Source organism: Bradyrhizobium sp. TM239, assembly GCF_036247985.1.
Classification (GTDB): Bacteria; Pseudomonadota; Alphaproteobacteria; order Rhizobiales; family Xanthobacteraceae; genus Bradyrhizobium; species Bradyrhizobium ottawaense.
Genome location: NZ_BTIR01000002.1, coordinates 153,514 through 173,920, shown reverse-complemented (window position 1 = coordinate 173,920; position 20,407 = coordinate 153,514). Strand labels below are relative to the sequence as shown.

Genomic DNA, 20,407 nt, shown 5'->3' with positions numbered 1-20,407 from the left:
AACAAGATTTCAAACGGTAAAGTGTCTTGAGACACGTTCACACCTGACGTACAGCGACATCAAACGGGATGGAAGGGTTTCGATGGCAGGCGCAGACAAGCCCAATGTGGTCATGACACGGTGGTGGTGGGTCCGTCACGCGCCGGTGCGCAACGACGGCGGCAACATCTACGGACAAAGCGACATCGCCTGCGACACCAGCGATACCTACGTGTTCAACGCTGTTGCCAAGGTGCTGCCACGCACGGCGGTCTGGTATTCGAGCAATCTGATGCGCACGCACCAGACCGCGGAAGCGATCTGGGCGGCCGGCTTCCCAAGGCCTGAATCGATGACATGGGAAGCGGACCTCGCCGAGCAAAATCTCGGCCGCTGGCAGGGCATGAACCGCGCCCAGTTCATCGCCAGCCGCCCCGTGGGCACGAGCTGGTTTGCCGACATCAACGAGCCCGCGCCCGGCGGCGAGAGCTTCATGGATCTCTACAACCGTACGCGCCGCACCATCGAGCGGATCAACGCCGAGGCGGCCGGCCAGGACATCATCGCGGTCGCCCATGGCGGCACCATCAAGGCGGCGCTGGGGCTCGCGCTCGACGGCCAGCCGGAGCGGGGATTGTCGTTCGACATCGACAATTGCTCGGTGACGCGACTGGATTATTTCGCAACTCCCGAGCGCAAGGTCTGGCGGCTGCCGATGGTGAACCAGCAGCCGTGGATCGCGGATGCTGCGCACGCGGCGATGCATCAGCCGGCGGGACCGGAAGTGAAGAAGCTCGCCTGAGCAAGGCGTCATTCCGGGATGGTCCGTAGGACCAGGCCCGGAATCTCGACGTGAATACCAAGATCAATCTGGGAGAGAAGCATGACCTTGTTCGACATGAAGGGAAAAGTCGCCGTCGTCACCGGCTCGACGCGTGGCATCGGGCTCGCGATCGCCGAGCGCATGGCTGAGCACGGCGCCAAGGTCGTGATCTCCTCGCGCAAGGCCGACGTCTGCGAGCAGGTGGCCAAGGGCATCAACGACAGGTACGGCAAGGGCACCGCGGTTGCTGTCGCCGCCAACATCTCATCGAAGGAGAATCTGCAAAACCTCGTCGACGAGAGCAACCGCGCCTTCGACAAGATCGACGTGCTGGTCTGCAACGCCGCCTCGAACCCGTATTACGGCCCGCTCGCCGGCATCTCCGACGATCAGTTCAGGAAGATTCTCGACAACAACATCGTCGCCAACAATTGGCTGATCTCGATGGTGGTGCCGCAGATGATCGAGCGCAAGGACGGCTCCATCATCATCGTCTCCTCGATCGGCGGCCTCAAGGGCTCGACCATCCTCGGCGCCTATGCGATCTCCAAGGCTGCCGACATGCAGCTCGCGCGCAACCTCGCCTGCGAATACGGCAAGGACAACATCCGCGTGAACTGCATCGCGCCCGGCCTGATCAAGACCGATTTCGCCAAGGCGCTGTGGGACAATCCGGAGAACCTGAAAGCCTCGACCGCGCGCTCGCCGCTGCTGCGCATCGGCATCCCCGACGAAATCGCCGGCGCGGCCGTATTCCTGGGTTCGAAGGCCGGCGACTTCATGACCGGCCAGACCATGGTGATCGACGGCGGCGCGACGATCAGCTGACGCGCACGCAGGTGCGAGGATGTGGTTGGCAGAGCCGCTGCGGCGAGGAACCAACCACTTTCCGGCTCGTTAGCCCGCGCATCCATCGCCGGCCCGTATGGCTGGCGAGGGCGAAAAGCGAGACAAATGATCCCCACGGTGATCAAGCCGCAATCTCCCGACGACGTCTCCGCAATGGTGTTTACGGTGGGCGCGGCGGTCCTGAGCATCATCATCATCGCGGCCCTTTATCTCGGGCGGGAGATTTTCGTCCCCGTCGCACTTGCGATCCTGCTGAGCTTCGTGCTCGCAGGTCCCGTCACGCTGATGCAGCGCCTTCATGTGCCGCGTGCGCTGGCGGTGGTCGGTGTCGTGCTCTTCGCTTTCGCGATCATTTTCGCCTTGGGCAGTGTGATCGCGACCCAGCTCAACGGCCTGGCGGGCGATCTGCCGAAGTACCAGGCCACGATCCTGTCCAAGATCCAGTCGGTGCGCGGCGTGGCGGGGGGCAGCTCCACGCTCGAGCGGGCCGCCGAGATGCTTCAGGACCTCGGCAAGGAGCTCGACAAGCCCAAATCGGCTGCGCCCGCCAATCCGCTGACCTCGGGCACTCCGGCCCACCCCGGCGTCAAGCCGGTCCCGGTCGAGGTCTTGCAGCCTGATCCCGGCGCACTGGAGAGCCTGCGCTCCCTGATCGCCCCCCTGGTATCGCCCCTGGCAACGACAGGGATCATCGTCATCTTCGTGATCTTCATCCTGATTCAGCGCGAGGATCTGCGAAATCGCCTGATCCGGCTGGCGGGCTCCCACGATCTGCAACGCACGACTGCGGCGCTCGACGACGCCGCGGCTCGCTTGAGCCGGCTTTTCCTCAATCAACTCATGCTCAACACGGGCTTCGGCGTGCTGATCGGCACCGGCCTGTGGCTGATCGGGATTCCCAGCGCGGCGCTATGGGGCATCCTCGCTGCCGTGCTGCGGTTCGTCCCCTATATCGGCTCGATAATAGCGGCGGCGTTTCCGCTCGCGCTCGCGGTGGCGGTCGACCCGGGCTGGTGGATGCTGGCCTGGACCGCGGCGCTTTTCTTCGTCATTGAACCGCTGGTCGGGCAGGTCGTCGAACCGCTGTTGTACGGTCGCACCACGGGCCTCTCGCCCGTCGCCGTCGTCGTCTCCGCGACCTTCTGGACGGCGCTGTGGGGACCGATCGGGCTCATCCTTGCCACGCCTCTCACCGTCTGCCTGGTCGTGCTGGGGCGCCACGTCGAAAGGCTGTCCTTCCTGGACGTCATGTTCGGCGATCGCCCGGCGCTGTCGCCCCCGGAGATCTTTTATCAGCGCATGCTGGCCGGCGATCCCACGGAAGCTGCCGAGAAGGCCGAGGAATTCCTCAAGGAGAGGTCGCTCGCCGCCTATTACGACGAGGTCGCGCTCAAGGGCATGCAGCTCGCCCAGTCCGATTTCGACCGCGCGGCGCTCGATCAGGTCCGGCTCGCGCGCATCCGCGATACCGTGGTTGAGTTCGTCGACGATCTCTCGGACCTCGACGACGTTCGCCCGGTCGGAATTGAGCGGACCGAGGATGCCGAAGCGGCCGATGCCGTCGAAGGTGTCGCGCCTGCCAAAGACCAGCCCGATATTCCCATCCTCGATAAGACGGCTCTTGCAGAGCAGTTCCGCGGCGAAAGCGCTGTGCTCTGCATCGGAGGCCGAACCGTGCTGGACGAGACCGCCGCGATCATGCTGGCACAATTGTGCCGCGCGCACGGGGTGGGCAGCCGTGTCGAAGGGCCGGACGCGCTGTCGACCGCCAACATCTTCCGCCTCGATACGACAGGCGTGAAGCTGGTCTGCTTGAGCTATGTCGGCATCACCAGCCCCGCCCATCTGCGCTATGCGGTGCGACGGCTTCGCCGCAAGCTGCCGCAGGCATCCATCATGGTTGGATGCTGGGCGGAGGGTGTCGCAAACATCGACGAACTGGGGCAGTCCGCCAAGGCCGATCTGTTCGCCACTTCGTTGCGCGAAGCGGCGCAGATTGTCGTCTCCATGGCGCAAGGCCAAGCGGACTCCGCGTCTGTTGCGGAGCCTGCCCTGTTGGCGCGCGCCTGAATGCTACTCCACCGCCGCGTAAACCAGATCCCGTACCAGGGTCCGCGTGTAGTCGCGCTGGCCCGGGCCCTGGCTCATGAACACCGCGAACAGATCCTCCTTCGGATCGATCCAGAAGAACGTGCCGGCGATACCGCTCCAGAAATAGTTGCCGACGCTGCCGGGGAAGGGTGCGATGCCGGCCTCGCGGCGCACGGCGAAGCCGAGACCGAAACCATGGCCGGGCGAGAGCAGCGTGCCGTTGGTCTGAACCTGCGGCCCGAGGTGATCGGACGCCATCAGCTCCAACGTCTTGCGGCCGATGATCCTGTTGCCGTCGAGCGTGCCGCCGTTGCGCAGCATCAGGCAGAAGCGCGCATAGTCCATCGTGGTCGAGACCAGGCCGCCGCCGCCGGACTCCATCACCGGTGCTTCGTGCATGTTGAACAGCGCGACCTTGTCGCCGGTCCAGGGATCGGCGGCGAACGGTTCGGCAAGCCTGCTTGCATTGGCCTCGGACGTCGAGAAGCCGGTCTCGGCCATCTGCAGCGGCGCGAGCACGCGCTCGGTGAGGAACGTGCCGAGCGACTTGCCGCTGACGACCTCGATGATGCGGCCGAGGATGTCGGTGGAGCGGCTGTAGTTGAATTCCGCGCCGGGCTGGCAGACCAGCGGGAAGCTCGCCACCAGGCTCGCGTGCTCGGCATTGGTGATCTTGCGGCTGCGGACGCGGGACTCCTGGTAGAGCTTGTGCACGGGGCCGTCGCCCTGGTGCTCGTAGGTCAGGCCCGAGGTGTGGCGCAGCAGGTCCTGCACGGTCATCGGCCGCGTCGGCGGCACCAGCTCGAGCTTGCCGTCCTTGACGATGCCGACCTGCTGGCTGGCAAATTCCGGGATGAATTTCGCGACGGCGTCGCTGAGCAGGAGGTGGCCGTCCTCGACCAGCGCCATGATGGCGACCGAGACGATCGGCTTGGTCATCGAGAAGATCCGGAAGATCGAATCCCGCGCCATCGGCGCGGCGTCCGCCGGGCTCTGCCTGCCGAGCGCCTCGAACCAGCCGACCTGGCCGCGCCTCGCCACCAGCACGGTGACCCCGGGAACGGTTCCCTTGTCGATCTCGCGCTTGAAGGCGTCCGACATGGCCTGGAGGCGCGGACGCGACAGCCCGAGCGTCTCCGGGCGGGCCTCAGGCAAGGGCGGGGTCAGCGGCGTCGAGGCGGCTTTCGTGGCGGCTTGGGCGTTCATGGAGGCTCCCGGACTCTTGTTTTTGGTCAACCGGAAAAGTGTGGCTCAGAAGCCCCGTGAAGAACAGATGCATTCGGCGCGGTGACATCTGCAGCGGACGCTCGGCATCGGGTCTTATGCACGGCAATACAATTCGGGGTAGACAGCAGCGGGCGGAACACCCTATTTTTGGGTCGGGCTGAGATTGAGTTACGGGGACAGGGGGCGTTGTTGAGATTGCTGCTGGGACTGGCGCGGATTGTCGCGCTGGGCGGAATGCTTGCGCTTGCGGGCTGCGTAACCGCCGCCAATAATTCGCTGTCGCAGAGTGACATAGCCGGCATGAAGCTGACCGGCGTTGCGGTCAGTTTTGCACCGGACGCACGCATACAGTGGGAGGACGGTCTCCGCGCCTATGCGGACTCGAAGGCGGTCAGCCTGGAACAGGCGGCAACAATGGCCGACGCTCCGGAGGTCAAGGCTTTCGTTCAGGGCCTGCTGGCGCCGCGGATCAAGGCCGGCGTCGAGCAGGTCTTGGTCGCTCGGCTGGCGGGCACGCGGCCGGTGCGGCTCGACATCCGGGTGAAGAGCTTGCTGTTCCCGTCGGCCATTCAGCGCGTCGTGATCGGCGGCCATCGCGGCATGATCGCGGACGCCAATCTCGTCGATGCCCGAACCGGTGCGCTGATCGTCGCCTATCCCGAGCTGAACGCAGCGCTCTATACCGGGCAGGGGATCGTTGGGGCGGCGGTGCAGGCAGCTATCGACAACAACGCGACGCAAACCCCGGTGGACAAGGTGAGCGTGCGCTACGGGGAGATCTACCGCAACTGGCTGCTGAAAGATGGGGGGGCCTAGCGCGAAGTACGCGCATGGCACTCGCTTCGCTCTTGCAATCCGGCCGCTCTCTGTGCTTGAAAGCGGCCCTGATCCTGGGGCGACGCAGGGTCCGTAGGAGTGTAGCTCAATTGGTAGAGCACCGGTCTCCAAAACCGGGGGTCGCAGGTTCGAGCCCTGCCACTCCTGCCAGTCAAATCAATCACTTAAGTCAGGTGCTGGCAGGATAGGGACGAGGGCGTCCCGCGGGCGAATCGCCGCGCGCCTGCCCATCCGCTCGATTTCCCAAGCCCAAGCCCGGCGAGGCGTCGTCTAGCGCGCCGGGGCCCGTTCCGCGTCGGTAGGAACCTGGCTGAGGTCGACGTGCCGGATGGGAACGCGGCGCAGCAGCGAGACGATGGTGCCGCCGAGCTCGAGATAGGTGCGCAGCCGCAGCGCACGGGAGGAGCCCTTCAGCTCCGCGTTCAGGCTCACGGGCACCTGCACATAGGTGAGGCCGAGCTGGAGCAGGGAGATCAACGCGCAGATCTGATAGCCGTAGCCGTCGGCCTTGACCGCGATCTGGCGCAGCCATTTCACGGGGTAGACGATCATGCTGTGATAGTCGGACAGCCAGAAGCCGAACAGGCAGTTCAGGATGAACCGCAGCGAATGCGACTGCAGCGAGCGGTTGACCGAGCGGTCCGACTGGTTGTCGCGATAGGTGATGACGAGGTCGGCGGCGCCCGCCGCCTTGAACATCCGGGCAATACCCTCGTTCTGGAAGGCGTGGTCGCCGGGAATGAGCGTGATGGCATCGAATTTCGCGCGCGACAGCGCGTATTCGAAGCCGGCACCGACACCTCGCGGCTCGGCGTTATGTTGCACGACGATGCGCGGCTCGCCGGCCGCGAACTCGTCCATGATCGCGCCGGTGGCGTCGGTGCTGCCGTCGTCGATCAGGAAGATCTCGAAATCGTCGAGCAGCTCGCGGGCGAGCGGCAGCACGCCGTCAATGGTGTCGGCGATCTTGTCCTGCTCGTTCAGTGCAGGGATGACGATCGTAAGCCGTTTTGCCGCCCTGGAAGGTGTCATCTTATGCCGCCCGTTGCCGGCCACTCTTTACTGGTGGAACCCCGGTGCAACTCTAGGTCATCTGGGCCAGGCGAACAATAAGGAGCCCGCAGATATGCCCTGCACAACCGTCATGAAACCGGCGATGTGTGTGTTCCCGGCAACTATTCGGAAAAATCATAGAGACTGGTATCGCCAATACCGAAGGCGCGGCGCAGCTGCCCGACGCGGCCTGCCATATTCCGGCCCGCCGCCGTCGCCGCGAAGCCGGAATCCACCGGTTCGACCAGGCCGCCGTCGACCAGGTTCCTAATTCGTCCCTGGAACAGATCTGGAACCTGCCGTTCGACGATCTCCGAAAGCGGAGCCCTCCGCTCGGGCCGGTCGACGACGCCGAGCAGAATGTCCAGGGACACCGATTTGTACACTGCGCCAAAAGCGAAGACGTAACCCATGACGCAAAAACCGAAAATCGACACGGCGTCCCAATACTGGAATTCCGGGACGACGAGGATTCCGAGCATCACGCCGAGACCATGGGTGAGGATCGCGGCGATCGCGAGCAGGGTCACGGCTCCAACCGGCCATCCGCGAGCGCGGGCCATGAGCTGCAAGGCAGGCGACAGCAGGGCGAAGGTGACGGCGGCGAGGAATCCGACAACGAAGGACATCGCGGCCTCTTACCCAAGGCCCGTTGACAGACGAACGAGTTTGACGAGACGCGCGACCGCCACGCCCTTGGCCGTCGGAGCCAGCCTGCCGTCTGCAATGGTCAACATCCCCGCGCCGACCAGGAGTTTCAGGCGGTTATGCGTGAAGGTGCCGAGATCTCCGCCCTGCATGTAGGCTACAGCCCATTGCTCCCAGGTGAGGGGACGCCCGGCCTTAACGAGTGCCGTGAGCAGCGTCAGTGTAAAGCCCCAGGCGAGCAGGCTGAACAGGATGTAGAAAAACATCATCGCGGTCGCGAGCAGGAACAGACCGCCAAGCACGTCGTCGAGATGGCGTTGACCGGGAAGCGCGATGCAGGCGATCACGTAGAGGGCCAAGATGCTGACGCAGCCGAGCCGGAAGCGGCGGCCGGATCCGCCGGTGGCGGCGATGCGCGCATAGCACAGCAACAGCAGCGGCAGCGCGACACTGAGACCAATCGCAGCGGCTTGCGCCGGGCCCGGTAGCATGTTCATTGCGGAAAATCGCCCCGGACGCCTCTCAGGCCCCAGCCAGAGCGAAAGTCTATAGGAGGTCGCATTTTTCCGGTCAAGGGAGCCCGCCATGGCCGCTCTTGCGGACGTCACGTGGGCGTGCGAATCCTTGCCGGCGCTGCCGTTCCTCCGTCCGAGATGTCCCCATTGCTGCGTGCGATAGTCGTCCTCCTCGTCGTGTTGTTGGCTGCGCATGCGCCGATGTTCCTCAACGACGGTCTCTTCATGGACGACTGGCTGGTGCTGAAGCCGCGTCCGGACTATTTCATCGACATCGATTTCCTGCTGAACGGCGCCGGTCATCCGATCTTCTACAGTTACGACACGTTCGCGAACTGGACGGGCGCCCCTGTCGTCGTGATGGTCTCGCTGGCGTTCGCCGGGATTGTCTTTGGCGCAACATCGCTCGCGCTCACCGCAACGCGTCTCGGCCTGCTCGACCGCGCCGAGGCGGTCGGTTTCGCGCTGATCGTCTGGACATATCCCGGCTATCAGCTGTGGGCGGGCAAGGCGAACGCGGTCTACGTCTTCAGCTTCGGATTGCTGTTCACCGGCGCATGGCTGTTGACGCTGGCCTTCAGCGCACGCGGCCTGCGGCGCGTGCTGCTTCGCGTGGCCTGTGCGCTCGTGTTCCTGCTGAGCTTCGCGCTCAACTCGACGATCGTGCTCTATGCCTTCGTGATGCTGGGTCTCTTCGTTGCGATTTGGCGGGGCGGGAAGGCGGCGGACGGCGTGGTTCGCCGCACATGGCTCGCAGCGTGGCGCTGTGCCCTGTTCTATCCGGAATTGATGCTGCTTCCTCTGATCTACTGGGGCACGCTCAATATCTGGTTCAAGCGGATCGGCGTATATGCGCAGCACTATGATGCCCATTTCCCGACGCTCGGCGAGTTGGCGAAGGGATGGTTGGCATTCTTCATCACCGGCTACAGGGACGTCCTGGGCCACGCGTTGCGCGCAGCGATCGCGGTCCCGGCGCTGTTCATTTTGGCCGCGGTGCTCGTCGGCATCGTCGTGCTGCTGCTGCGTTCGGGCACGAAGCCGGCCGCGTCCGGAACCGCGATCGCCTTGCCGCTCGTGCTCGCCATGGTCTTGTTCCTCGCATTGTCGTCGCCCTATCTGATCGCCGGCCTGCGGCCGTCCTCCACGCATTTCTACGAGAGCCGTCATCTGCTGATGTTCGGCGTGCCGTCGGCGCTGGCGTTTCTCGCATTCAAGCGGCTGGCCCAACGTTGGAGCAGTCCCAGTGTCGCCTTTGCGGTCATGTTCGGATCGGGCCTGATCATGTCGATCGGCATGCTGTGGAGCGACTACGTCTTCATGCAGGCGAGGACGCTGAAGCAGGAGGCCCTGACGCGCAACCTTGCCGGCCGGGCTCAGCCAGCGGCGACGGTTTATGCGCTCGATGACGGCTTTTTCGACTACCCGTCACGGCACGTGCCGTTCGGCCTCGCCGAGGTCACCGGCATGCTCCGCCTTGCCTGGGGCAATCAGCCCTTCTTCGGATTTGCACTGCGTGCCGAGCGGCCCGACATCCTGCGGGGAATGGACGAGGCGCGCACGGCGCCGGGAAGTGCATTCCATCATTTCGATCCGACGGGGCCGCAGGCGACGATCTCGTTCCAGCCGGGCCCTGGAGCGGCACCGAACCAGACCTTGGTGCGGAAGTATTACGCGTGCCGGTTGCTGGCGCGCTGCGATGTTGCAGAGTTTCTGGCTCAACTCGCGCAGGTGACGATCAAGCTTGGGCCCATCGCGGGCATTCTGCCGCTCGAGGGCGCAAGCAAGGATGTCGCGCCTAGCCGCTAGAGCGCTGTTTCCAGACGGTCTCCGCAAGCGCGATGTCGGTGATCGAATCTGCGCCGGAGGCCAAGGGTGCGGCTCGTGCGGCGATATCGGACACGAAGGCGTCGGCCTGGCGCCGGAATGCCCAGCTCGTTTCACCCGTCAGGTGCGTGCTTCGACCATCGTGATCGACAATGACCTGCGCCTCTTGCTCGGCAAAGGGCGGAGGCAATTCCAGGGTCACCGCGCCGCGCTCGAAATCGATCGTCAGCCCCTCGCGCCAGCTGCCCTCGGAGCCGTTCACGAGATCCAGCGTGCAGGCGATGCCGTCGAAGTCGAGCGCGATGCGCCCGGCACCCGAAGCCTCGATCGCGCTTTCGGCCACCGTCGGCGACGATCCGAGCAGGTAGCGCGCCAGATTGATGATATGGCTGAAGACGTTCAGAAAATTATCGTAGCCGGGACGCATCGCGCGCGGCATCCAGTCGGGACCATCCTGCCAGAGTTCGATCCCGTCCGGTCGCGCTTCGCCGGTCATCACGAAATTGTCGTGCGACCGGCCGGTGTCGCCGCCGAAGCACCAGCCTTTTGCCCGGACGATGCGTCCGAGCGACTGGTCTTCGCGCAGGCGCGTCAGCACCTGCAGCGCCCGCGCCACGCCGGCATCGTGACGCTTCATGTAGCCGATGCTGTAGACGAGGTTTTGCCGCCGCGCGGCGTCGACCAGCGAAATGGCCTGAGCCGTCGTGTAGGCCATCGGCTTTTCCGACAGCACGTGCCGGCCGCTGTTCAACGCGTCCAGGACGATCGGTCCGGTGGCGCGACGCTTGGTCACGACGACGACGGCGGACACCGCGCCGTCCGCAAGCAGCTCCCGGTGCGTGCCGTAAACCTGAGGGATGCCGAACCTCTGCGCCGCCGCGGCAGCCAAGTCCGGCCGGAGATCAGCGATTGCGACGACGCGGCAAGCGGAATTGGCAGCGAAATTGGCGAGGTGGCACATCTGACCGACCATGCCCGTTCCGATGATGCCAATGCCTGGCTTCACTGGCTATGATCCCTTAGCGCTTCCGGATCACGAGGAAATGCGCCGGTTGTCCCCACGTGTTGATGAAGGCCGGATCCGACTGGGTGAGGGCGGCGACCGTGGCCGCATCCCGCTGCCCGATCGCGGCAAAGATGCGATGGAAACTGTCGAGCGTCGCGATGATGGCGTCGATGTCGGCAGCATCGTCGGCGAGAATCTCCATGATGCGGATCGTGTCGCGCAGCGACGCAAGGCCCGCCACCACGCGCGGCAGGCTCTCGCCGAAGGGATCATCGATCATCCCGTCGACGTCGAGCACCAGCGCCTCGATCGATGCCGAGATCGCTTGCACGGTATCGGCCTTGCCGACCAGATAGAGCTTTCGCCCGCCGAGGAAGCTCAGGCGGCTGCGGTCGAGATGGCGCTTGGCGCGGTGCAGCTTGTCGTCACCGGACAGCACCTTCTTGTGCCAGTAGATGTCCAGGCTGTCGCGATAGGCGGGCCATGCCGAATGGATGTCGAACCCCTGGTCATGCGCCGCCGCGCACAAGGTGGCCGCGTCGAGGAAGTAGCGATGCCGGACGAACGGATTTTCGAGCACGTCCATCAGCCAGGATTCGAAGCTGCGGGTGTGCGGAATGCTGTTCCACTTCGCCTCGAACAGCATCTTGGCCGTCTCGAGCGCGGCGCGACCGGTCAACGCCTTGCCGGCCGCATGGATCGCCTTGAGCGCGAGCTCGAAGAAGCCGCCATAGCGCTCGTAATAGGACACGACGGCATAACCGTCCGGATTGAGCAAGCGGTGGAAGATGCCGAGCCATTTTTCGCTCGGCTGCACGGTGTAGATGAAGCCCTCGGCGTCGATGATGTCGAAGCGGCGATCGCTGCGGAAGCCCTCGACATCGGCCAATGCGAGCTCGCGAAGACGTTCGGTCAGGCTGAAATGCGCGAAGTAGGCTTCGATCTTCGGGTGCGCGAGCCGGTTCGGCTCGGCGAGCGTCATGTTCGCGCCCCAACCGGCAAACACCAAGGCGTTCTCGCCGGAATCGGGACCGAATTCGAGCACATCGGCATCGCGGAACAGCCGCGGCGGCAGCACCAGCTTGTCCGAAAACAGCTCGCGCCGCTGGCTGGCGTAGGCTTCGAGCTCGGCGGACGACTTGAAATTCCCGAACGTCGGCAGAACATCCTGACGTTCGTAATAGTTGAAGAGCTTGTCCTCAGCCATGCCGCGACCTTAGCGCCACCTCGAGACGATCGAGTTCGCTCCAGATGTCGTTCGGCGCGAAGATCGCAACGATCTCGAGCGGACGCTTCACGCTCTCGCGCAGCCGGCTGCTGACCTTGGCCTCGTTCTCCTCGTTCACGGCGAGAAGACAGACGAGCGGACCCGACTTGGCCGCGAGATCCTCGGGCGAACGGATCGGAATGCCGGTGCCGGGCAGGAACAGCCCCTGGCGCTCCTTCTGGTCGTCGACCGAGAGGTCGACGAGATCCGCCAGCTCGTGGGCGTTGGTGAAGGTGCAGGCGCGGCAGCCGGCGCCGTAGATGGCGATCTCGGCGCCGTTGGCGCGGGCTTTTTCGAGAATCGGGCGGAGACGCGCGCCATACTCTCTCGCACGCTGACCGAATTTCTCGCCAACGCCGGACGGCGCGGGCGGCGCCGTCACGGCGCCCTTGGCACGGCGGGCTGCGATCGCGAGGCTTCCGCCGCTGAAATTGTATTTCTTCACGGACACCGCCTCGAAGCCGTGGCGCGCCAGCAGCGCGAGCAGGGTCGGTTCGGTGAAATAGCTGACGTGCTCCTCCCACAGGACGGAGAGGTCTCCCTCCGTCGATCCGGGGGCGAAATCAGGCACGTCGATGAACAGCAGGCCGTCGTCGCTGAGCGCGATCTTGACGCAGTCGAAGAAGTTCTCGAAGTCGACGATGTGCTCAAGCACCTGGCGCGAGACGACGAGGTCGAATTTGCCGGACTGAGCGACAGCATCGTGGGCCATCGCCGGGCTGAGCATGTCGGCATAGACCTTGATGCCGCGCTCGCGGGCGATCTTGCCCGACACCGGATTGGGCTCGACGCCGACCATGATCTTGGTGCCGCGCTCGCGCAGCTTGTCCATGAACAGCCCGTCGTTGCATCCGATCTCGAACACGGACTGATGCTTGGAGAATTTCGCGATCGTGTCGAGCTCGTCGACCTGATGCGGTTCCGGCTTCCAGCTGCTGAAATTGTAGTTGAACTGCCGGTACAGAATCTCGGGATCGATCGGCTTGACGATCTGGGGCAGGCCGCAATCGCCGCAGGCCAGCACCTCGAACGGATATCGTTCATCCTGCTCGTTTCGGCTGTGCCGAAGCCGATGCGCAATCGGCATCAGTCCGAGGTCGATGACCGGACGCAGGTTGGTCGAATGGCAAAGGCGGCAATGGTCGGTCACGGCTTTAACTCTTTGCAGGAGCAGGTCTGGAATCGGCATTCCGAGCCATTACGGCCCGCGGCTGGCAGCCATTGTACGGCTATATAGGGCCACAGCGCGCACCTCAATTGATAAGTTGAGATCCCCCACGCTGTCCGCCGGCATCTTATCCGATCGTCGGACTCGCGAGAAAGCCCGCCGATTCGGCAGGATTTTGCGGTGACTATTCAGTGTGGGTCCGGCTTCGCGCGAAGAGTCTTGGCGCCCGCCGCGCCGCGGCGCGGGCGGAAGCGCACGGCTGCTCACTTTTCGGTAGAGTCATGCCGGGATCGCCACGCCGCAAGCGCCGCGATACCATCCCAATAGTCTTTGCCTGGACCGGTCACGCGGCTGCGGTTCCGCAGCGCGGTGATCGCTGCAACCTGTTCGTCGCTGATCGGCGCTCCCAGGCCATTCCACGTCAGCAAGATGTAATCGGCTCCGACGTGGAGAACGTCGAGATCGCGCGGCATGCTGTCGGAATCAAAAAGCGGGCTTTGCCCATGCGCCCAGAAATCCAGCCGGTCGCTCTCTATGTAAAAGGCATTCACATTGTGGCGGCGTAGGGCGACAATGCTGATTGGGGCGGGCCCAAGCAGGACGTCTCCATAATCGGGCAGAAACACCGGGTGCAAGGTATCCACGACCCGGCCAGATGGCAGGAGAGGGGATTCGGCGCAGGTCGGCAGAAAACGCAAAGCGGAATTGACGGGGAGGATGTGCCAGTCAGCTGGGACGTGACTTGAAACCTCCCGACAGCGGCGCGGATCGAGATCGTCAAAGGACGGCGAGGTGCTAACCAGGCCGATGCGACCGGTGACAAACGCCAAGGCGCCCTGCATGCGCACGCGCGTTATCTCGCCCTGCGACCTCGCAACTACAGTCGCGACAAGGGCCGCCAAACAGATCGTCACCATCGCAGAAGGCACGGAGACGAGGCGGAGTTGCAATTGACGCCGCCGAAAGAGATCGGCGAGCGGCACGATGATTGAAATGGCAATGAGCGGAGTTGCGACCGATCGGAAGGCCAGCATGCGCTCCAGACTTCCATGTGAAGTGAGTGTGATCAGGCTGATGACAGCGAGCAGGCAGAGAGCGAGGCCTACGACGAATGGGCCATTTCCTTGGGGTCGCCGCACTCTGAGCAAGGCTGCGCATGCGACAATGAAAGCCGGATATGTCCAGAAGTTCGTGCCAAAGAATAGGCTCCAGAGCACCTCCCGCAGGCGACCGACAGCGGCCACGATGTCGCGCATCGAAAATCCTGCATACTTGATGCCCTGCGCGTTGTTTACGTAGACCATGAGCTCCAGGCTCGAGATTTGGCGAAAGCGCTCCACGTTGATGAGCGGCATGAACACGCCGATCGGATTGACCTCGGCGATGCCGAGATAGATCTGGTTGACCAGAAGGCTGAGAGCCGCGGTGCAAAGTCCGATTGCGGCCACTCCGAGCGGCCGCGCGATTCCGCGCGGGCCATGAGCGAACCAGCCGGCGCCTGCTCCCGCTATCAAGAAAGCCGTGGCGATGATCGCCGCCTGGGGGACCATGATCGCGATGGACATCACGGCCGGCACCAGGGCCCGGAAGATCACGCGGGCCTTGGTGGTGGCATAGAGCGGCCCCGCCCAACAGACGAACAGGAGGAAGGCGCCGGTCTCATAGTGAAAGCGCCCCGTCTCCAATCCGATGAAGCTCGACCACATTGCGATCAGGGCCGCGCATCCCGGCAATATCCAGCCCGTTGTCAGCCGCGCCGCCATGCGATGGACCAGCGCCGCGATGGACAACAAGTAGACGACCGAGAGAACTTGATGAGCCGTCGGGCCACCGAAGCTCACGAGCAGCATGTCGGCCCCGTGGCCGCGGCCGAGCAAGAACCAGAACAGCTTCGGCTGTTCGGGGTCGAGCCAGAGGGTGTGGCGGTTCTGCAGGTCGGCGAGCAGCGGAAGATAAAGTTGCGGGATGTCGCCGCGGGTCGCGTCGAGCACGACGCCCTTCACGAGCAGAAGCACGACGGCCGACAAACCGATTAGTCCAACCAGCAGCCACTCCGCTGCCGTAGACGGTGACCAACGGCCGCGCGATGGACGTGCAAGGTGCCAGGCGATGATGCCCGTCAAGAACGGGATGGTGATCCACGCGAAGAGCAATCCCGCCGCACCGAGGCAAACGCCGATCAAGACGCACAGAGCAGCGCCGCCGAAGAACTGCAGCACGAGCAAATCGGCGGCGTCGAGGTCGCTGCCTTGGTCGAGCCGGTGAACGAGCAGGGCCCCCATTCCGACAAACGCAATAGCCACGTAGGGAGCGAGGACAGCGAGACACAAGCTGTTCCAGGCGACCAAGGGGCCACCGCTGAAAAGCTGGACCTCGGGAGGAACCTTGACCAGCAGGCCCAACGCCGCGATGAGGAATGGAGCCGTCATCAAGCCGGCGCGCACGCTTGCTCGCCAGCCTCCCCAAGACCAGCGTTTACCGGAGTGCATGTAGATCTCTCCGCTGAGGATCGCTTTCCGCCGTCAAATCAGCAACCCTCAGCGGCATTTGGACAACTGATCGAGAATCGCGAGGTCTCTTGGCTTGCCGTCTGGTGGCAACTGGCGCCTCACCACCTCAAAGGGCTCGACACCATAAGCCATTCGATAAATATCCTTCGATCTCGTCCTCAGCGTCGAGATTGCCGCTGCCGTTTCCGGAGTCAATGGCTGATCACCAGCCCGCCAGGTCAATAGCCAGTAATGCGGAGTCTCGGCGCGAACCGCAAAGCGTCTCGCCAGTTCTTCTTTCTGGAAGAGGTCTGAGAACCCATTCAGCCAAAAGTCGCAATTCTCCCTCTGGACGTAGAAGAGATTCACCCCCAACGCGCGAAGCGTGGCTTCCGCCGTATCGGCAGTCCCCAGCGCGACCTTCTTGAAATCGCGCGCGACATCGCTCTGATAGGTATGAATGACCTTGCCTCGCGTGAGGAGCGGCGAGAAATAGCATGGCACCAACGCGCGATAGCCGTTGAGAGGCAGAATGCGCTCAGCCCCCGTCGATTGCTGCAGTTCGTCACAGCGCTGCCAGTCCAGGCTGACACGGGGCAACTGGCGAAGGGGGCGCCCGGTCACAAAAGCGACGGTCCCGTCGTCCCTGAAGCTCTGCCAGGGATAGGAAAGGGTTGTCCAGGCGCAGGTGATCAGGAGCGCCAGAAGGGCCACATGAGGCGCGTAGCGCCCGGGGGACCAGGTTGAGGCCAACCGCCGCACGACGACCAGCACCCAACAGGCGATGGCCACGGTCACGAGCGGGAATAGCGCGGTGACATGAACGGATAGCCTGATCAGGCTCGGAATGTTCAGCGTCATATCCAGTAGCCGGACGCTGGCTACGTAGGCGATGATGATCAAGAGCCCCGCAGCATTGAACGACATTCGCGACTTCGAGGCGCCGGAGCGCTCCGGAAACAGCTTCGAGTCGATGTAAGCCACGGTGCAAGTCGCCGCCGCGAGAGCAATGGCAACGAGGAGAACGGACCTGACCTGCTTGAAGAAGGCGAACAACCCCGCCTTGCTGAGGAAGTCGCTGACCTCCAGCGACTGCGCCAGCACGAAATAGTCGAGAATATCGAGGCTTCCGAATTGTGAGAAACGCTCGACCGATGCGGCGCCCCGGAACAGCGAATACGGGTTGGTGGCCGGGATTCCGAGGTAGAGATAATTGACGGAGAAGGCCAGTATGCACCCGGCGATCGCTCCGACCCCGAGCAGCACGCCGGTCATGACGCCGGACAGGTCGCGCTGAAGCGCCTTGGTGAGCACTCCCAACGCCGAAATCAAGAAGACGAACGCGGCGTAGAGCGGATAGGAAGCGGCGACGGCAAAGGCGCAAATTCCGGCGGCGAGCCTGTCTCGACTTCGGGAAGAGCGGATGACGACCAGCAGGAAATAGACGAAGAATGCCGCTGTCTGAAGGTGGTACTTTCCAAACTCCATGATGTGGAGGCCGGGTGTAACGGCCGGCATCGTCCTCGGCCAAGCAAGCCCGAGAATTGCCAGGCCGAGTGCGATCGGGATCGCAGCGTCTTCGCACCGGCGTCCGAAAGCCTGGAATGGAAGAACGAGGCGGGCGAGTTCGAAAATGACAGCGCCGATCCCGACGAAATAGAGAAACGAAACGATCTGGGCGACGTGGGGCGGCAGGAACGTCGCCAGCAACAGGTGCAGCCCGTTTCCGTGACCGATCTCGAAGTCGGAGAAGATGGGATTGTCGGCCGCAAGCCAGATGCTGTGATTTCTCGCGACCTCCGCCAGATACGGGGCGTAGAGCTGTTGAACGTCGGTCGAAATGACATCGGGTATGATGGCGCGGTCGAGGAACACCGTCGCCAGAAGCCAAAGACCCAGCAGCGATGTTGCGATCAGCGGCAAAGTCACCGCGAGTTTCTGCGGCTTCCGAAAGCTGCGGCTGTCCCACAGCAGAACCGCGATCGCAAATCCGAGAACGATTTGTGGGTACAGGATGGAAAGAGCGCCTAGCCCAAATCCCGTCAAGATGAGTGTGGCCGCGCCGACAAAGAACTCGTCGACGCGCTGAGTGGGTTCGTGCCTGATGAGCGAGAACGTCAGGCGGCCGGTCGCCATGATGAACCAGCCGAGATACGGCGTCAGCACGATCCAGGCGAGGACGTAAAATCGCGTTGTCCAGCCACCGTCAAATAGCAGCGTTCGATAAGTGCCGTCGCGGTTCAGGCACCAGATGGAAAGAGCGGCCGGCGCGAAAATGAGCGCGCGCCACGACCATGTCTCGACGATGGTACGAAAACGCACCTCGGCAGATGTCATCGCCTGGTCTTGTCCGGCGTTGCCCATGCTAGACCGGCGCTGCATCGGTTCGTTCGGCGATGGCCCGCGCCTCCTCCGGGCTGAAGCCGGTGCGCTCGGGCGCGATCAGCCATACTAGCCCGCCGAACAGCCCGACGATCAGGCCGCCAAGACCCAGCAGGACCGATATCGCGAGCGCCTTGTCGGATGCGATCCCGGCGAGGCCAAGCGCAGCGACCATCGCGCCTTCGCGCACGCCCCAGCCTCCGATCGAGATGGGGACCGCGGAAGACAGGATGACGAGCGGGACCAGCACGAAGGCATCAAGTGCGGTGAGGGGCGCCTCCAGTCCAATCGCAAGGACATAGCAGGTCGCGACGGTGATCAGGTGGACGACAATGGCTGATACGATCAACATTGCCCGCCCTTCGGCCAGCAACGGAGCCCTGACCAGCATCGCGAATTGCACGATCCTGGCCGGCACGGCCGCGATCAGGCGCGGCGGCCACCGGTCCAGCGTCGCCAGGGCGATTGCGCCGAGGCATGCAGCCGCGAGAACGGTCACGATTGCGAATAGGAGTGAGTTGTCGCGGACACGAGGCAGCAGGAACGGCATTCCCGCCAGGACGATGAGGCCGAGCGCCAGCAGCGCCAGAAAGCGATCGGCCACGATGCTGCCGATCGTTTGCGACCATTGCACACCGTTCCGCCGCAGCATCCAGATCCGGACCGCGTCACCGCCCGCGGGCAGCACCTGATTGAAGAAGGTGCTGATGATCAGAATGCGCCAGCCGGCCAGCCATCGCAGGGGCACGCTCATGGCGCGGAGGATCAGGATCCAGCGGTGGCAGAGAATGAAGGTCTGGGCGAACAGCAGCAACACGGCAAGCGCCAGCATGTTCAAGTTGACGGCGAGAAGATCGGCTTTCAGGGACGACAAGTCCTGGCTGCGCAGGAGCAATACCAGAATCCCGATCGACACCGCGAACTTGACCAGGGTAAGCAGTGCTTTTGCAGGCGGCTTCATCGTCTGGTTTCGTCCTCGATCATTCACGGCGGGATCGTCGAGCAGCGAGTGTGGTCGAAATCTACCGTCGCGCCAGATGCTCCGCGGCGAGCGCGCCAATCCGTGTGACGTAGTCGTGGACCTCGGCAGCGTCGCCGCCATCGGGAGCCCAGTCGGGAAATGCGGTACGTGAGGGATCGAACGGGCCGGCGGTGGTTTCGTGGAACACCAGCCATTCCGAGGTGATCAGGATCGAGTGAAACACCTGCTCGGGCATGCGGTAATAGCAGCGCTTGCCCTGGCCGTAGGGCGCCATTTCGAGCACGTCGCGAATCCGGCCGTCATCCTCGAAGATCACCACCTGCGCGGTGCCCTCGATCACGTGAAACGATTCAGGTTTGCCAAAATGCTTGTGGGGCCGGACATAGGCCTCGCGATGATGCACGATCAGCATCTCGTGCAGGCCGGACGCGGGATCGGGGTGCGTGCACAGCCGGCTGCGCAGGCGCGGATTGCCGGCGGCGATGCGTTTCAGCTCCGCGATCGTGGCGTCGTCCGCCGTGACGATGGCATCGTCCGAATAGTACACTTCCGGATTCTGCGCGCGCAGCGACGTCGGCCGGCGCGGGCCGGCTTCATTCGAAGAAGATGAACCCATGGTCGCCCCGGTACCCGCATTTGTCGTAGATCCACGCCCAGGTTTCCGGGCCGTGGAAGCTCAGGCAAGTGAGCTGCCAGTAAAGAAGGTTGGCCTTCTCGCGCTCGTTGCGGAAGGATTCCACCATCAGATATTTCCCGGCGCCGCGTCCGACGCGCTCGATCTCGGGCACCGCCCGGAACACGTCCTCGAGCGGAAGGTTGTGCAGCACGCCGAGCGATACCACGAGGTCGAAGCTGTGATCGGGGTAGGGGAGCTCGACGGCACTGCCGACCTTCAGCTGTGGCCGCACCTCCTCCTTGGCGTTGGCGATGCCGTAGTCGGAGATGTCGATGCCGGCGATCCTGAGGTCAGGGACGAGCTGGGTGAACTCGTAGAGCAAATAGCCCTTGCCGCAGCCGACATCGAGCACGCTCATTCCCGGCTTGATGCCGTAGCGATCGATCAGGGTCTGGGCGAGCGGGCGCCAGCGTCCGTCGTAACGATAGCCGCCATAGCCGTAGCGCCGGTCGCCGTCCCAGTAGTCGGGACCCCACTGGCGCGCCACGGTGGCGGATTCCGCCTTGTCGTGCTCGACCACGCGCTGAACGTAGTTCCGCCTGGTCGACGCGTGCATCGGTTGGAGCAGGTTGATCTCGCTCATGGGGC

Annotated in this window: 17 protein-coding genes and 1 tRNA gene; 6 read left to right on the top strand and 12 right to left on the bottom strand. The window is 63.7% G+C overall.

The genetic code is table 11. The features are described from left to right. Positions 1 to 82: 82 nt before the first annotated feature. The 3 genes from AABA84_RS05100 to AABA84_RS05090 all read left to right on the top strand — a co-directional run bounded on the left by AABA84_RS05100 (position 83) and on the right by AABA84_RS05090 (position 3,721). Positions 83 to 781 (top strand): histidine phosphatase family protein, encoded by a 699-nt coding sequence (locus tag AABA84_RS05100; protein ID WP_212249036.1) that lies wholly within the window; start codon positions 83 to 85, stop codon positions 779 to 781. Positions 782 to 862: 81 nt separating this feature from the next. Then, on the top strand, positions 863 to 1,630 hold the full coding sequence (locus tag AABA84_RS05095; protein ID WP_212249035.1) for an SDR family NAD(P)-dependent oxidoreductase: 768 nt from the start codon (positions 863 to 865) through the stop codon (positions 1,628 to 1,630). A gap of 126 nt (positions 1,631 to 1,756) precedes the next feature. Further along, positions 1,757 to 3,721 carry an AI-2E family transporter gene (locus AABA84_RS05090; RefSeq protein WP_212249034.1) on the top strand — a complete coding sequence of 655 codons (1,965 nt, stop codon included), beginning with the start codon at positions 1,757 to 1,759 and terminating at the stop codon, positions 3,719 to 3,721. A 3-nt stretch (positions 3,722 to 3,724) separates the two neighbouring features. Here the strand turns inward: AABA84_RS05090 and AABA84_RS05085 are convergent, their stop codons facing one another. Further along, positions 3,725 to 4,948, bottom strand: coding sequence for a serine hydrolase domain-containing protein (locus tag AABA84_RS05085; protein ID WP_338311542.1), 1,224 nt, complete (start codon positions 4,946 to 4,948; stop codon positions 3,725 to 3,727). Between the two features lie 210 nt (positions 4,949 to 5,158). On the opposite strand from AABA84_RS05085, the gene AABA84_RS05080 reads away from it, so the two are divergent. Both AABA84_RS05080 and AABA84_RS05075 read left to right on the top strand, forming a co-directional pair. After that, entirely contained in the window at positions 5,159 to 5,785 is a 627-nt protein-coding gene (locus tag AABA84_RS05080) for a hypothetical protein (protein ID WP_338311541.1), read from the top strand. A 95-nt stretch (positions 5,786 to 5,880) separates the two neighbouring features. Continuing rightward, positions 5,881 to 5,956 (top strand) — tRNA-Trp (locus tag AABA84_RS05075). A 120-nt stretch (positions 5,957 to 6,076) separates the two neighbouring features. On the opposite strand, the gene AABA84_RS05070 is transcribed toward AABA84_RS05075, so the two are convergent. From AABA84_RS05070 to AABA84_RS05060, 3 genes are all read right to left on the bottom strand, one after another. Next, the gene (locus AABA84_RS05070; RefSeq protein WP_212249031.1) at positions 6,077 to 6,838 is read right to left on the bottom strand and encodes a glycosyltransferase family 2 protein; all 762 of its coding nucleotides are present in this window, start codon (positions 6,836 to 6,838) and stop codon (positions 6,077 to 6,079) included. Between the two features lie 143 nt (positions 6,839 to 6,981). Further along, positions 6,982 to 7,488 carry a hypothetical protein gene (locus tag AABA84_RS05065; protein WP_338311540.1) on the bottom strand — a complete coding sequence of 169 codons (507 nt, stop codon included), beginning with the start codon at positions 7,486 to 7,488 and terminating at the stop codon, positions 6,982 to 6,984. A 9-nt stretch (positions 7,489 to 7,497) separates the two neighbouring features. Next, positions 7,498 to 8,004: a hypothetical protein gene (locus tag AABA84_RS05060; RefSeq protein ID WP_212249029.1), complete on the bottom strand. Its 507-nt coding sequence runs from the start codon at positions 8,002 to 8,004 to the stop codon at positions 7,498 to 7,500. A gap of 156 nt (positions 8,005 to 8,160) precedes the next feature. Between AABA84_RS05060 and AABA84_RS05055 the strand changes: the two genes are divergently transcribed. Next, positions 8,161 to 9,831: a hypothetical protein gene (locus AABA84_RS05055; protein WP_445083400.1), complete on the top strand. Its 1,671-nt coding sequence runs from the start codon at positions 8,161 to 8,163 to the stop codon at positions 9,829 to 9,831. On the opposite strand, the gene AABA84_RS05050 is transcribed toward AABA84_RS05055, so the two are convergent. The 8 genes from AABA84_RS05050 to AABA84_RS05015 form a co-directional block, all read right to left on the bottom strand. Next, complete coding sequence (locus AABA84_RS05050; protein ID WP_338311538.1) at positions 9,821 to 10,855, bottom strand: Gfo/Idh/MocA family protein; 1,035 nt, start codon at positions 10,853 to 10,855, stop codon at positions 9,821 to 9,823. The two genes, AABA84_RS05055 and AABA84_RS05050, sit on opposite strands and share 11 nt — an antisense overlap. 13 nt (positions 10,856 to 10,868) lie before the next feature. After that, on the bottom strand, positions 10,869 to 12,062 hold the full coding sequence (locus tag AABA84_RS05045; protein ID WP_338311537.1) for a class I SAM-dependent methyltransferase: 1,194 nt from the start codon (positions 12,060 to 12,062) through the stop codon (positions 10,869 to 10,871). Then, the gene (locus AABA84_RS05040) at positions 12,055 to 13,272 is read right to left on the bottom strand and encodes a class I SAM-dependent methyltransferase (RefSeq protein ID WP_338311536.1); all 1,218 of its coding nucleotides are present in this window, start codon (positions 13,270 to 13,272) and stop codon (positions 12,055 to 12,057) included. The genes AABA84_RS05045 and AABA84_RS05040 overlap by 8 nt, the downstream gene beginning before the upstream one ends. A 281-nt stretch (positions 13,273 to 13,553) precedes the next feature. Then, the gene (locus AABA84_RS05035) at positions 13,554 to 15,779 is read right to left on the bottom strand and encodes a hypothetical protein (RefSeq protein ID WP_338311535.1); all 2,226 of its coding nucleotides are present in this window, start codon (positions 15,777 to 15,779) and stop codon (positions 13,554 to 13,556) included. A 48-nt stretch (positions 15,780 to 15,827) separates the two neighbouring features. Then, a complete protein-coding gene (locus AABA84_RS05030; protein WP_338311534.1) occupies positions 15,828 to 18,116 on the bottom strand; it encodes a hypothetical protein in 2,289 nt (762 codons plus the stop codon). A 28-nt stretch (positions 18,117 to 18,144) separates the two neighbouring features. Beyond that, positions 18,145 to 19,122, bottom strand: a complete 978-nt coding sequence (locus tag AABA84_RS05025; protein ID WP_338311533.1) for a lysylphosphatidylglycerol synthase transmembrane domain-containing protein — start codon at positions 19,120 to 19,122, stop codon at positions 18,145 to 18,147. Positions 19,123 to 19,183: 61 nt separating this feature from the next. Further along, positions 19,184 to 19,759, bottom strand: a complete 576-nt coding sequence (locus tag AABA84_RS05020; protein WP_212249023.1) for a WbuC family cupin fold metalloprotein — start codon at positions 19,757 to 19,759, stop codon at positions 19,184 to 19,186. Further along, on the bottom strand, positions 19,737 to 20,402 hold the full coding sequence (locus AABA84_RS05015) for a class I SAM-dependent methyltransferase (protein ID WP_212249022.1): 666 nt from the start codon (positions 20,400 to 20,402) through the stop codon (positions 19,737 to 19,739). Before AABA84_RS05015 ends, AABA84_RS05020 begins: the two co-directional genes overlap by 23 nt. Positions 20,403 to 20,407 lie beyond the last annotated feature (5 nt).